The 12,690-nt window shown below is 61.9% G+C and carries 11 protein-coding genes; 9 read left to right on the top strand and 2 right to left on the bottom strand.

Annotated features, from left to right (window positions below; translation table 11 throughout):
* Positions 1–84: 84 nt before the first annotated feature.
* From CSQ95_RS14495 to CSQ95_RS14465, 7 genes are all read left to right on the top strand, one after another.
* Positions 85–369, top strand: coding sequence for a hypothetical protein (locus CSQ95_RS14495; RefSeq protein WP_099410014.1), 285 nt, complete (start codon positions 85–87; stop codon positions 367–369).
* 44 nt (positions 370–413) lie between these two features.
* A complete protein-coding gene (locus CSQ95_RS14490; protein WP_099410013.1) occupies positions 414–1,289 on the top strand; it encodes a MurR/RpiR family transcriptional regulator in 876 nt (291 codons plus the stop codon).
* A 106-nt stretch (positions 1,290–1,395) separates the two neighbouring features.
* Positions 1,396–2,718, top strand: coding sequence for an aspartate aminotransferase family protein (locus CSQ95_RS14485; RefSeq protein WP_099410012.1), 1,323 nt, complete (start codon positions 1,396–1,398; stop codon positions 2,716–2,718).
* 200 nt (positions 2,719–2,918) lie between these two features.
* Positions 2,919–5,159 (top strand): serine/threonine-protein kinase, encoded by a 2,241-nt coding sequence (locus CSQ95_RS14480; protein ID WP_099410011.1) that lies wholly within the window; start codon positions 2,919–2,921, stop codon positions 5,157–5,159.
* Between the two features lie 17 nt (positions 5,160–5,176).
* Complete coding sequence (locus CSQ95_RS14475; RefSeq protein WP_143449977.1) at positions 5,177–5,713, top strand: hypothetical protein; 537 nt, start codon at positions 5,177–5,179, stop codon at positions 5,711–5,713.
* Between the two features lie 246 nt (positions 5,714–5,959).
* Positions 5,960–8,650 (top strand): DNA mismatch repair protein MutS, encoded by a 2,691-nt coding sequence (gene mutS / locus CSQ95_RS14470; RefSeq protein WP_099410009.1) that lies wholly within the window; start codon positions 5,960–5,962, stop codon positions 8,648–8,650.
* The gene (locus CSQ95_RS14465; protein WP_099410008.1) at positions 8,647–9,684 is read left to right on the top strand and encodes a hypothetical protein; all 1,038 of its coding nucleotides are present in this window, start codon (positions 8,647–8,649) and stop codon (positions 9,682–9,684) included. The genes mutS and CSQ95_RS14465 overlap by 4 nt, the downstream gene beginning before the upstream one ends.
* A gap of 339 nt (positions 9,685–10,023) precedes the next feature.
* Here CSQ95_RS14465 and CSQ95_RS14460 read toward each other — a convergent pair whose 3' ends face one another.
* Positions 10,024–10,569, bottom strand: coding sequence for a peptidylprolyl isomerase (locus CSQ95_RS14460; protein WP_070221423.1), 546 nt, complete (start codon positions 10,567–10,569; stop codon positions 10,024–10,026).
* A gap of 93 nt (positions 10,570–10,662) precedes the next feature.
* Here CSQ95_RS14460 and CSQ95_RS14455 point away from each other — a divergent pair, with 93 nt between their 5' ends.
* Together CSQ95_RS14455 and CSQ95_RS14450 are read left to right on the top strand one after the other, a co-directional pair.
* A complete protein-coding gene (locus CSQ95_RS14455; protein WP_099410007.1) occupies positions 10,663–11,784 on the top strand; it encodes a cupin domain-containing protein in 1,122 nt (373 codons plus the stop codon).
* Between the two features lie 353 nt (positions 11,785–12,137).
* Positions 12,138–12,392: a hypothetical protein gene (locus tag CSQ95_RS14450; RefSeq protein WP_071650198.1), complete on the top strand. Its 255-nt coding sequence runs from the start codon at positions 12,138–12,140 to the stop codon at positions 12,390–12,392.
* A 117-nt stretch (positions 12,393–12,509) separates the two neighbouring features.
* Here CSQ95_RS14450 and CSQ95_RS14445 read toward each other — a convergent pair.
* Positions 12,510–12,690 (bottom strand): integrase core domain-containing protein (locus CSQ95_RS14445; RefSeq protein WP_143449976.1); only part of this gene is annotated, 181 nt, incomplete at its 5' end.

Raw genomic sequence — 12,690 nt, 5'->3', positions numbered from 1 at the left:
CATAGGAATTGATCTGGCGCAAAGTGGTGGCGCCCGGGCGCTTTTATGCTGGCAGCTTGACCAGCGAACCCGGCGGGGGACAGCATGCGCGATGCACGGCACGTCGATATACAGTTATTTCAACCCGACATCCCGGTACGGCTCGACATGCGCACGGCGGCGCTGGTCGAACATGCGCTGGACTTGCAGGAAATGGCCGGCACGGGCGCCGCCGCCCTGTTTTTGCATTGCCACGACGTGCCGCTGCCCACCGCCTTGCGCGTGCTGACGACGGGACTGCGTCGCCAGCCGGCCGGGCCGCACCTGTTTGCACGCCTGCGTCCGCGCACGGCCGCCCGGGTGCAAGGCGCGCCGCTACCGGCGCGCTGACGAATCCTGTACCATCGCCGCAACCTACTACATGAGGCACGGCGATGCAGGCAGCGACACCCCCCGACTCCTATGCGGCACTGATGGACCTGATCAAGGCGCGCCATGCGGAACTGAGCCCGCAATTCCAGGCCGGTGCCCGCTACCTGGCCGACCATCCGGACGAAGTGGCCGTCTCATCGATGCGCAGCATCGCCGCGCGCGCGCAGGTGCAGTCGGCCGCCCTCGTGCGCCTGGCGCAGCAGCTGGGCTTTGCCGGCTGGCCCGAACTGAAAGCCATCTTCGTCGAACGCCTGCGCGCGGGCCAGGCCGGCTATGCGGCAAAGGCGGGCGCGCTGGCCGGCAAAGAGGGGAAAGAGCGCGACCTGGTCACGGAAGTGTTCACGGCGCAGCAGCGCAACCTGGCCGCCACGGAAAGCGCCAACCACGCCGCCCTGGACGCGGCCGCCAGCCTGCTGCAGGCGGCGCCCCGCGTGCACGTGGCCGGCTTTCGCGCCGCCCATCCGATCGCCTACACCCTGCACTACCTGTACCGGCTGCTGCGCCCCAGCGTGCAGCTGCTGAGCGGCCAGGGCGGCACGCTGGAAATGGACTTGCGCGCCCTGCAGGCGGGCGAAGCCGTCGTCATCGTCAGCTTCGCGCCGTATTCGAGCGAAGCGCTGCTGGTGGCGCAGACGGCGCGCCAGGCGGGCTGCCAACTCATCGCCATCAGCGACAGCGCCATGTCGCCGCTGGCCCTGCAGGCCGACGCCAGCATCGTCATCGCCGTCGACAGCCCCTCGTTCTTCCCTTCCATCGTGGCCGGCATCGCGGCCGTGGAAAGCCTGGTGGAATTGCTGGTGGCGCGCGCGGGACCGGATGCCGTCACGGCCATCGGCGCGGCGGAAAGCCAGCTGCGGGCGCTGGGCGCCTATGCCTAAACATCGAATGATGTAAATTAAAACAAAATACATCAATCGTTGCAATGCGGCGCAACGCCTCCTATAATCGGCCATTCCCCCCCTTTGCCGATAAGAAAGCGATGCCATGAGCCATGTCTTCCACCGCAGCCTGACCGCCACCTACCCTGTCGCCACGGGCGGCGACGGTCCCTACCTGATCGATGCCGACGGCAAGCGCTACCTGGACGCCTGCGGCGGCGCGGCCGTCTCCTGCCTCGGCCATTCGGATGCGGCCGTGACCGCCGCCGTGCAGCGGCAGATTGCCACGATGGCGTACGCGCACAGCGCGTTTTTCACCAGCGCACCGATGGAGCAGCTGGCCGATTTCCTCGTCGCGCGGGCGCCTGCCGGCATCGACAGCGTGTATTTTGTCTCGGGCGGCTCGGAAGCGGTGGAAAGCGCGCTGAAAATGGCGCGCCAGTATTTCGTCGAGCGGGGCCAGCCGCAGCGCCGCCACGTCATCGCGCGCCGCCAGAGCTATCACGGCAACACCCTGGGCGCGCTGGCCACGGGCGGCAACGCCTGGCGGCGCCAGCAGTTCGAACCGCTGCTGATTGGCGTGACCCACGTATCACCCTGCTATGCCTGGCGCGACCAGCAGGCGCATGAAACGGATGGCGACTACGTGGCGCGCCTGAGCCAGGAGCTGGAAGACAATATCGCCGCACTGGGCGCGGAGAACGTCATGGCCTTCATCGCCGAACCCGTCGTCGGCGCCACGGCCGGCGCCCTGCCCGCCGTGGCCGGCTATTTTGCGCGCATGCGCGCCATCTGCCAGCGACACGGCATCCTGCTGATCCTCGACGAAGTCATGTGCGGCATGGGGCGCACGGGCAGCCTGTTCGCCTGCGAGCAGGAAGCCATCACGGCCGACCTGATCTGCATCGCCAAGGGCCTGGGCGCCGGCTACCAGCCCATCGGCGCCGTGATGGTGTCCCAGGATATTCGCGAGACCATCCGCGCCGGCACGGGCTTCTTCCAGCACGGCCACACGTATATCGGCCATGCCACCGCGTGCGCCGCCGCGCTGGCCGTGCAGCAACAGATCGAGGAGCGCGATTTATTGGCCAACGTGCGCGCCATGGGCGGCTTGCTGCAGGAGCGGCTGCGCCAGCGTTTCGACGAGCACCCGCACGTGGGCGACATCCGCGGCCGCGGCCTGTTCCTGGGGCTGGAACTGGTGCAGGACCGCGCCGGCAAGCAGCCGTTCGACCCGGCCTGCCGCCTGCACGCGCGCATCAAGGCGCAAGCCATGCAAAACGGACTGATGTGCTACCCCATGGGCGGCACCATCGACGGCCTGCACGGCGACCACATCCTGCTGGCGCCGCCCTACATCATCGACGCCAGCCACGTCGAGGAAATCGTCGACAAGCTGGGCATGGCCATTGATGCCTGCGTAGCGTAGCCGCGCCTGCCTGCAGCGGAAGCGCGCAAAGGCGACTGCCAGCAGCTTTTATTCACTCCTTGTCAATACTAATTGACTTATTCGAAACAATCGTTTTAAATCAGGAAGTTACTCAAAATCAATCATTTTGCGCACACAGCCATCGCAATTCCCTTCCCGATGCCTGCTGCGCACCTTGATGCACTCTGAAGCCAAGGTATATGGAACTGCTCGACTCCCTGCGTCAGACCCCGTCGCAAGACGACACGATCAGCGGGCACTACGAAGTGCGCCGCTTGCTGGGCGAAGGCGGTTTCGGCCATGTATTCGAAGCGTGGGATGCCAAGCTGTGCCGTAGCGTGGCGCTGAAGCAGCTGAAACCGCAAGCCGATGTGCTGCATCCCGAAAAACTCATCAATGAAGCGCGCCTGGCCGCCTCGCTCAGGCACGCAGCCTTCGTACGCATTTTCGCCATCGAGGGCCAGGGCACGAGCCAGTCCATCGTCATGGAACTGGTCGAAGGCCAGACCCTGGGGCAGTTCATGCACAGCGGCAAGGCTGACCTGCAGTCGGCGCTCGACATCGCCTACCAAATCGCCGACGCCATGGACGAGGCGCATGCGATGGACTTGGTCCATGGCGACCTGAAACCATCGAACCTGATGCTGGAAGAAAACGGCAAGGTGCGCATCCTCGACTTCGGCCTGGCGCGCCACATCGACCCGCAAGCCACGCAAACGACCACTCTGTGCGACCTGCAGGGCACGATCGCCTACATGGCGCCCGAGCGCCTGATGGGCCGCCTGCCCGACACGCGCGGCGACGTGTATGCCTTGGGCGCCATGCTGTACGAAATGCTGGCCGGCCAGCGCCACTTCGCCCACCTGAACGGCCTGGCCCTGGCCGCCGCCCACATGCAGGCGACGGAGCCGTGGCCCGACCTGCCGGACTCCGTCCCGCCCGCCATCAACGCCCTCGTGCGCGCGATGACGGCGCACGATCCGGCCGAACGGCCACGCACCATGCGCGATGTGCGCGAGGCGATAGGCGGGCAGCGCGGCGAGCCGGCTACATCAGCCACGCCCCTTGCTGACGAAACGCCCGCGAAGGAAGAACCGCCCACCAGCGTCTCTATCCGCCTGCCCCTGCCCCGCAAGCGCACGCTTAAATGGGGCGCGGGCGTGGCGCTGCTGGCGGTAGTGGCGGGATGGCAGCTGCCCAATATCATTCCTGCCGTCAAGTCGTTCGTCACGGGCGAAAAAGCGCCCGCGCCGTATTCGGAAATGGCCAGTATGGCAGCGGGGATGGAAGCGTTGCGCATGCTTGATCAGGATAGCAGTAAGACATTGGCCATTGAGCATTTCAGTGCCATCCTTAAACACAATCCAGAGCATGCTGCTGCAAATGCCGGCCTGTCACTGGCTTTCACGTTGCGCTATATTGGTGGTGGCCGCGATGAAACCTGGCTGCAACGCGCGGACATCGCGGCAAAACAGGCATTGGTAGCCGACGATCAGCTGGCGCTTGCTCATGTGGCACAGGCCTGGGTTCTGGAATATCAAGGCAAACGCCCGCAAGCGATGCAGGAAATCACGGCAGCCTTGAACCTTGAACCAAACAATCTGCTGGGCATGTATGGTAAGGCGCGCCTACTCATCCATGCACAAAAATTTGACCTGGCTCAGGAAATACTTGGCAAGGCCATCGCGCTGTATCCCCGTGATCGCCCTTTCATTTCCATCCTGGGCAAGCTGCACTATAACCTTGGCAATTACACGGAGGCTGAAAAGCTCTTTCGGACAGCCATACAGATGGACCCGCATGTGGCCAATTCCTATGCCCAACTCAGCGGCACACTTGACCGTCTGAATCGCAATGACGAAGCCCTGCAGGTTCTGCAGCAAGGATTGCAGGTGCATCCCGACTGGGAACTGTATACCAACCTTGGCAATGCCCTGTTTAATCGAGGCGACTATCTGGGAGCAGTGCAGGCATTTAAAAATGCCGTCTCAGAAACTAAAGGCAGTCCCGGCAACTACCTGCTATGGGCGAACTTGGCGGATGCCCAGCGGTGGGTGCCCGGACAGATTGAGTTATCACGAGACTCTTACCGGCGCGCAATTACGCTGATTCAAGTGATGCTACGCCGCTCGCCAGACGACCCAAAAATCAATTCGCGGCTGGCACTATATTCAGCCTATGCGGGCTCGCAAGACGATGCGCTGAAGCACGTAACACAAGCTGTCCAGCTTGCTCCCACATTGCCAGACATCCATTTTAGGGCCGCACTGACCTATGAACTGATAGGCAAGCGCAATGAAGCGATGGCGGCGTTGCAGCAGGCCATAGAACGCGGCTACCCTCTCAACCTGATCGAATCTGCTCCCGATCTGTTGACACTACGGCGAGATGCTCGCTATCAGAAATTACTTATTAATATGGAAAGAAACCGGAAAACATGACGTATGAAAAACCCTGGATGAAGTTATCGGTCCACTTTGATGCAGACCAGATCACAAACCAACTCGACTATGCATTTACGTCCTGCGACGGCAGCGCCGACCCGCGCCACGGTCCCTACATGGGTGGCGTACACTTCCAGCAGGGCCAGCACGTCTACCTGGAAGTCAATTGCTGTGGCAGCAAAGACAGTGGTTTCACTTCCTTCCAAATCGTCGATTGCTGCCTGATCAGCGTACCTCAGCTCACCCAGATCGGCCCCGACGTCCCCACCCGCTATTCGCTGCCGTCGCCATTCCTGCAAGCCGCTGGCGCCACCTATCAGCTGCCCCTCGATTTCGATTCCCATTTGCTGCCGCCAGACCCTGCCGTGCCCGATCTGCGCCGCATCCGCCAGGAATGGAAACACAACCTTGACGTGGGTCAGAGCAAGGGTCGCTGGGAACTCTCGTTCGTACTGACCGTACGCATCATGCGAGGCGAGCAAGACCTCCCGGAACTGCGCGTCTTCAGTTTTGATCCGGAAGCATCGATCGGTGGCCACACCGATACGTAATCCGTACAGCCACCGACGGACACTTTTCGAACAACAGTAAGTGCTACCGGATATACAAGCCGCGCCTCCACGAGCGCGGCTTTTTCACATCCGCACGCAATACCCCGCCCCGCCCGCCGAAAGCGGTAAAATGACGGCCTTGAACCCAAGCTCCGCTCCACTGGCGCGGCCTGGCACGCACAACAGCACCACACACAGCCCGGCAGGCATGCGTTTTCCTGCCGCCGGACCAACGACAAAGAACACATGACCACCGTCCCAAAAGAAATCAACGCCGCCGCGGCAAAGAAGAATTCGGCTGAAAAGCTCACGCCCATGATGCAACAATATTTAGGCATCAAGGAAAACCACCCGACGATGTTGGTCTTCTACCGCATGGGCGATTTCTACGAGCTGTTCTTCGAGGATGCGGAGAAAGCCTCACGCCTGCTGGGCATCACCCTGACGGCGCGCGGCGTGGCCAGCGGCAACCCCATCAAGATGTGCGGCGTGCCGTTTCACTCGCTCGACGGCTATCTGGCCAAGCTGGTCAAGCTGGGCGAGTCGGTGGCCATTTGCGAACAGATCGGCGATCCGGCCACCAGCAAGGGGCCCGTCGAACGCAAGGTCATGCGCGTGGTCACGCCCGGCACCCTGACGGATGCGGACTTGCTGCCCGAAAAGGCCGAACGCCCGCTGCTGGCCATGTGCAGCATCACGCAGCGCAAGACAGTGACGACGGGTCTGGCCTGGCTGTCGCTGGCCAGCGGCGCCTTGAAACTGATGGAGTTTTCCGGCGACAGCGCCACCGTGGCGGCGCGCCTGCAGCAGGAATTGGAACGCATCGTGCCCGCTGAAATTCTCAGCGGCGACAACGGCAACCTGTTCGACGACTATGCGGGCACCCACATCAACCGCGTGCCGGACTGGCATTTCGACGTGGTGGGCGGCCACAAGGCGCTGCTCGATCAATTGGGCGTGGCGACCCTGACGGGCTTTGGCGCCGATGGCCTCGGCGCCGCGTTCGGCGCGGCCGGCGCGCTGCTGCGCTATGCGCAATCGACGCAAGGGCGGGGCTTGCAGCACGTGCGCTCCTTGACGACGGAAACGGAAAGCGAATTCATCGGCCTGGACGCGGCCACGCGCCGCAACCTGGAATTGACGGAAACCATCCGCGGGCAGGAATCGCCGACCTTGTTCTCTCTGCTGGATCATTGCCGCACGGCCATGGGTTCGCGCATGCTGCGCCACTGGCTGCACCATGCGCGGCGCGACCAGAACGTGGCGCGCGCGCGCCATGAAGCGATTGCCGCGCTGGCGCAAAGCGAAGCGGCCGGTCCGCTCGCCGCCACGCTGGCGCAAGTACCCGATATCGAACGCATCACCACACGCATCGCCCTGCTGTCGGCGCGTCCGCGCGACCTGGCCGCCCTGCGCGACGGCCTGCTGCAACTGCCGGCCCTGCGCGGCGACGTGGTCCGTTGTTATGGTCCTGGCCAAGGCGGCGAAAGTGGTTTGCTGGCCGCCATCCACGGAGCCCTGGCCACGCCGGCCGCCTGTCTGGACTTGCTGGTGCGCGCCGTGGCGCAGGAACCTGCCGCCATGGTGCGCGACGGCGGCGTGTTCGCCACCGGCTTCGATGCGGAACTCGATGAACTGCGCGCGCTGTCGGAAAACGCGGGCCAGTTCCTGCTCGACCTGGAAACGCGCGAACGGGCCCGCACGGGCATCGCCAACCTGCGCGTCGAATACAACAAGGTGCACGGCTTCTATATCGAAGTCACGCACGGCCAGACGGACAAGGTGCCGGACGACTACCGCCGCCGCCAGACCCTGAAAAACGCCGAGCGCTACATCACGCCGGAACTCAAAGTGTTCGAAGACAAGGCCCTGTCGGCGCAAGACAAGGCCCTCGTGCGCGAAAAGCTGCTGTACGACCTGCTGCTGGCCGACCTGGCGCCGCACATCGGCACCTTGCAGACGATTTCGCAGGGCCTGGCCCAGCTCGACACCCTGAACGCGCTGACGGAACATGCGCAGCAGCACAACTGGGCCGCGCCGCAACTGGTCGACGAGCCGTGCATCAACATCGTCGAAGGCCGCCACCCCGTGGTGGAAAAGCAGATCGAACGCTTCATCGCCAACGATTGCCGCCTCGTCAACGAACGCCGCCTGCTGCTGATTACCGGCCCGAACATGGGCGGTAAATCGACCTTCATGCGCCAGGTGGCATTGATCACCCTGCTGGCCTACGTGGGCAGCTACGTGCCGGCAGCGTCCGCCACCATCGGCCCCATCGACCGCATCTTCACGCGTATCGGCGCCACCGACGACCTGGCCGGCGGACGCTCGACCTTCATGGTGGAAATGACGGAATCGGCAGCGATTTTGAACGGCGCCACCGAGCATTCGCTGGTGCTGATGGATGAAGTGGGCCGCGGTACTTCGACCTTCGACGGCCTGGCCCTGGCCTGGGCCATCGCGCGCCATCTGATCGACAGCAGCCGCAGTTTCACTCTGTTCGCCACGCATTACTTTGAGCTGACGCAATTGCCGGACAGCCATCCGAGCGCAGCCAACGTGCATCTGTCCGCCGTCGAGCACAAGGACAGCATCGTCTTCCTGCACGCCGTGCAAGCCGGTCCCGCCTCGCAAAGCTACGGCTTGCAGGTGGCGCAGCTGGCCGGCGTGCCGCAGCCCGTGATCAAGGCGGCGCGCAAGCACCTGGCGCGCCTGGAAGCGCAGGCGCTCGACGCCACGCCGCAGCGCGACCTGTTCGCCGCCCCGGCCGCCGATCCGTATGCGCAGGAAGAAGAAGAGGCAACGGCGCCGCTGGCGGCGCTGAACGCGGCACAGCAAGCCCTGCTCGACGCCATCGCCGACCTCGATCCCGACGCGCTCACGCCGCGCGATGCGCTGGAGCAGCTGTATCAGTTGAAACGGCTGGCCGCCGCATGACGATCCGGCGCGGCACGATCCGCCTGCTGGCCGCCGGCTTGCTGGCCGTCAGCCTGCCATGGCAAGCGGCGCTGGCCGGCCCGGGCGACCAGGCCGGCTTCGAGTTTGCCGTGCTGGGCCATTCCTTCAACGCGGGGCCCGACGATGGCCCCCTGAAAAAAGCCATCGCGGACACCAGCGCTTTCAACGCGTCCTTCGTCGTGGCCACCGGCATCAAGGCCGCCAGCGAATCGTGCAGCGACAAGCTGTACAGCCAACGCAAGGACTTGCTGGACGCCAGCGGTCCGCCGCTGATCGTCTCGCTGTCGGCCAGCGACTGGGCCAACTGCCGCAATTCGCGCGGCCGCATCAACGCCATCGAGCGCCTGAACCGCCTGCGCGACGTGTATTTCGCCGACGACCAGAGCCTGGGCCAGCGCAAGCTGACCCTGTCGCGATTGTCATCGACGGCGAAATTCCGCAGCTATGCGGAAAATGCCCACTGGGAGTACGGCGGCGTGCTGTTTGCCACCATCAACCTGCCCGCGAATAACAACCATTTCCTGCCAGAAGCCGGCCGCAACAGCGAATTCGAAGACCGGCTGGTCGCCAACCGTTCCTGGCTGCAGCGCCTGTTCGCCATGGCACAACGCAAGAAACTCGACGGCATCGTGCTGTTTTCCGATGGCGACATGGGCGTGCTCGATGAAGACGACAATTCGCTGCTGCCCAGCTTTAGTTCTAAACAGGATGGTTTTGCCGGACCGCGCAAGCAGGTGCGCACCCTGGCGAAGAAGTTCAGCGGCAAGGTGTTATTGATCGATACGCAGCGCGAAGCCGAAGCGGACGGCAAGGAAGGCAAAAACAAAAAGGCTGCGACCAGGACGGACGCGCCAAAAATCAGCTGGAAAGGCAACCTGGGCCACGTCAGCATCGACAACGACTGGTCCGCCATCGCCGTACGGCCCGGCAAGACGCCATTCTTTGAGGTACGTCAACGTGCCACCCGCCCATCGGCGCAAGCGCGCGCCAGGGCGTCGACTGTGCGCCGATAAACGTGCGCCGCAATAGATAAAGGCCGGCACGCAGCCAGCCTTTATCTAACAAACAACAGGCGTTACGACCAACAAACGTCACGACGCCTGACAAAACCGTAGCGAGCGGCAGTGATTTGTGGCCGAGAAGCGCAACCGTACTCTAGTACGGTGAGCATCGCCCGCCGCAAAGCGCGCCGCGCAGCAGGTTTGGTCGGGTGTTACCCACCAGCGTTACGATGCCTGACAAAACCGTCGCGAGCAGCTGCGCGGCGTGGCCGAGAAGCGCAACCGTACTTAAAGTACGGTGAGCATCGCCGGCCGTGCCCCGCTGCGCGCAGTAGGTTTGGTCAGGAGTCCTCAGTGGATCGGGTGGGTGCGAAAGTGATCGCCCTCTTCGCCTTCATCATCTTCATCGCCATGGTCGTGGCCGTGTGCGCCATGCACGTGGCCATGGGCGATTTCTTCTTCGGTGGCTTCGCGCACGTCAGCGACGGTCAGCGAGAAGCGCAGCGCGATGCCGGCCAGTGGATGGTTGCCGTCCAGCACGACTTTGTCGTCGGCGATATCGGTCACGGTGAAGATCATCGCTTCTTCGTCCGGCGAATCGCTTTCCGGCATGCCTTCGAACTGCATGCCCACTTCCAGCGGCTCAGGCAGGCGATTGCGTGGCTCGACCTTGACCAGGGCGGGATCGTATTCACCGAAAGCATCATCCGGTTCGATCTGGATCGTGTTGGAATAGCCAACTTCCTTGCCGTCGAGCTCTTCTTCGATCTTCGGCAGGGTGTTTTCATAATCACCGTGCAGGTAGACCATCGGCTGACGGCCGTCTTCGATCAGATTGTCTTGCGCGTCTGACAGTTTGTAGTTGACAGTCACGACCGTATTTTTGGCAATCTTCATTATGCTTCCTTTCATTGTATAAGCTGGCAAATTATACCTTCACGCCGCCAACGGCAGGCGCATTCCTGCATTTCCGGTTGTTATAATGGGCGCATGAAAAAATTAACTCTCCTCGGCGATATCACGCCGGCGCAATTCCTGCGCGACTACTGGCATAAAAAACCCTTGTTGATCCGTCAAGCCGTGCCTGGCTTCAAGGCGCTGTTCGATGTCAAGGCCCTGACCGAGCTGGCTGCCCTTGACCACGTCGAATCGCGTCTGGTCAGCCATGCGGATGGACACTGGAACATGCAGCAAGGTCCGCTGACCAGCCTGCCCTCGCTGAAACAGAAGGAATGGACCTTGCTGGTGCAGGGCGCCAACTTGCACAGCGCCAAGGCAGATGCCCTGCTGCGCCAGTTCCGCTTCCTGCCCGACGCGCGCCTGGACGACCTGATGGTCAGCTTCGCCACCGATGGCGGCGGCGTGGGCCCGCATTTCGATTCCTACGACGTGTTCCTGCTGCAAGGCCAGGGCAAGCGCCACTGGCGCATCGGCGCGCAGAAGGACCTGAGCCTCATCGACGGCTTGCCGCTGAAAATCCTCAGCAACTTCACGCCCGACGAAGAATTCACGCTGGAACCGGGCGACATGCTGTATCTGCCGCCCCACTACGCGCACGACGGCGTGGCCATCGGCGACTGCCAGACGTATTCGATCGGTTTCCGCTCGCCCACGTTCCAGGAACTGGGCGAAGCGTTCCTGCAATTCATGGCCGATTCGATCGACTTGCCGGGCATTTACAGCGATCCCGACCTGAAAGCGTCGGGCAAGCCGGCGGAAATCCCCCGTGAAATGCTCAGCACCATCGCGGAAGAAATGAACAAGGTGCGCTTCACGGAAGAAGACGTGACCATTTTCCTGGGCGAACACCTGTCGGAACCGAAGCACAACGTGTTTTTCACGCCGCTGTCCAAGCCGCTGACGGTGGGCCGCTTCGCGGACGCCGCACAGAAAAAGGGTGTCGTGTTGTCGCGCAAGACGCTGATGCTGTATCGTGGCAAGAATGTCTTCATCAATGGCGAATCGTTTGCCATTGGCAAGGCCGACAAAACGGCCCTGGAAACCTTGGCCAACGAACGCGCCCTCGATGGCGCCGCCGTGGCCCAGGCGTCCGATGACGTGATGGATGCTTTGTATACCTGGTATCAGGATGGCTGGATCGAACTGGCTTGAATGAGCGTGTCGTAGCAAAGTGGTATTACAGTAGGTAAAATAACAGCTTCTGCGCCAGCGCAATGAAACATATTATTTTTATATCGTTTTGTCGCGCTTTCGCAAATCGCTTACACTTGCTTGCAATTTGCTTCGGCAAATATTGCGATATCACAAAATAGTTGCGAATTTGCCTCTTGCTCCTATTGCGACGCACCAAAAATCGCTATAATATTCGGTTAGGAAGTTTCCGTTGTCTGGCAGGCACCACCTGGTACGAAAAGCCTTCGAAGACGACCTAACGAGCGATAATTACCGGTAATTATTCATCGCAACAATATTGATTTATTTTTTGAAATAATTAAGGAAAACAAATGAAAAAATCCCTGCTGATCGCCTCCCTGATGGTTGTTGCTCTGGCTGCTTGCAGCAAAAAAGAAGAAGCTCCTGCACCAGCACCAGTAGTTGAAACCCCAGCACCAGCACCAGCAGTTGAAGCTGCTCCAGCTGCTGCTGCTGACGCTGCTGCTTCGGCCGCTACCGACGCTGCTGCTGCTGCTTCGAGCGCTGCTTCGGCCGCTTCGGACGCTGCTGCTGCCGCTTCGGCTGCTGCATCGGCTGCTAAGTAATTAGCACCCAGCACTAGAGAAAGCCGGCCTTCGGGCCGGCTTTTTTGCGTCCGGCGTTTTATCCGCAGGATAAAACGCCGGATGCAGGTGTCCAGTCCTAAAATAGGTTGACAGTATTTATTGCTGCACAAACGCCCGATGCACCGCATCGGGCGTTTTGTACTTCAAGGTCGTATGTGGTCGTTCCTGGTTGTATATCCGCACCGATTGCGCCACCATTTTGCTCGCCTGTTTCAGGTCTGCAGGTCGATTCAGCAAGAACTCGCCTTTCAGAATGCCGTTGATACGTTCGGCCAGC

This window comes from Janthinobacterium sp. BJB304 (genome assembly GCF_002735765.1).
Classification (GTDB): domain Bacteria; phylum Pseudomonadota; class Gammaproteobacteria; order Burkholderiales; family Burkholderiaceae_D; genus Janthinobacterium.
Note: the sequence above shows the minus strand (reverse complement) of the source record. Positions and strands in the feature narration are given on the sequence as shown.

Coding starts and splice junctions, on each gene's coding strand:
- CSQ95_RS14485 (WP_099410012.1), top strand. CDS start 1,396: ATGAGCCATGTCTTCCACCGCAGCCTGACCGCCACCTACCCTGTCGCC.
- mutS (WP_099410009.1), top strand. CDS start 5,960: ATGACCACCGTCCCAAAAGAAATCAACGCCGCCGCGGCAAAGAAGAAT.
- CSQ95_RS14465 (WP_099410008.1), top strand. CDS start 8,647: ATGACGATCCGGCGCGGCACGATCCGCCTGCTGGCCGCCGGCTTGCTG.
- CSQ95_RS14455 (WP_099410007.1), top strand. CDS start 10,663: ATGAAAAAATTAACTCTCCTCGGCGATATCACGCCGGCGCAATTCCTG.
- CSQ95_RS14480 (WP_099410011.1), top strand. CDS start 2,919: ATGGAACTGCTCGACTCCCTGCGTCAGACCCCGTCGCAAGACGACACG.
- CSQ95_RS14460 (WP_070221423.1), bottom strand. CDS start 10,569: ATGAAGATTGCCAAAAATACGGTCGTGACTGTCAACTACAAACTGTCA.
- CSQ95_RS14495 (WP_099410014.1), top strand. CDS start 85: ATGCGCGATGCACGGCACGTCGATATACAGTTATTTCAACCCGACATC.
- CSQ95_RS14475 (WP_143449977.1), top strand. CDS start 5,177: ATGAAGTTATCGGTCCACTTTGATGCAGACCAGATCACAAACCAACTC.
- CSQ95_RS14490 (WP_099410013.1), top strand. CDS start 414: ATGCAGGCAGCGACACCCCCCGACTCCTATGCGGCACTGATGGACCTG.
- CSQ95_RS14450 (WP_071650198.1), top strand. CDS start 12,138: ATGAAAAAATCCCTGCTGATCGCCTCCCTGATGGTTGTTGCTCTGGCT.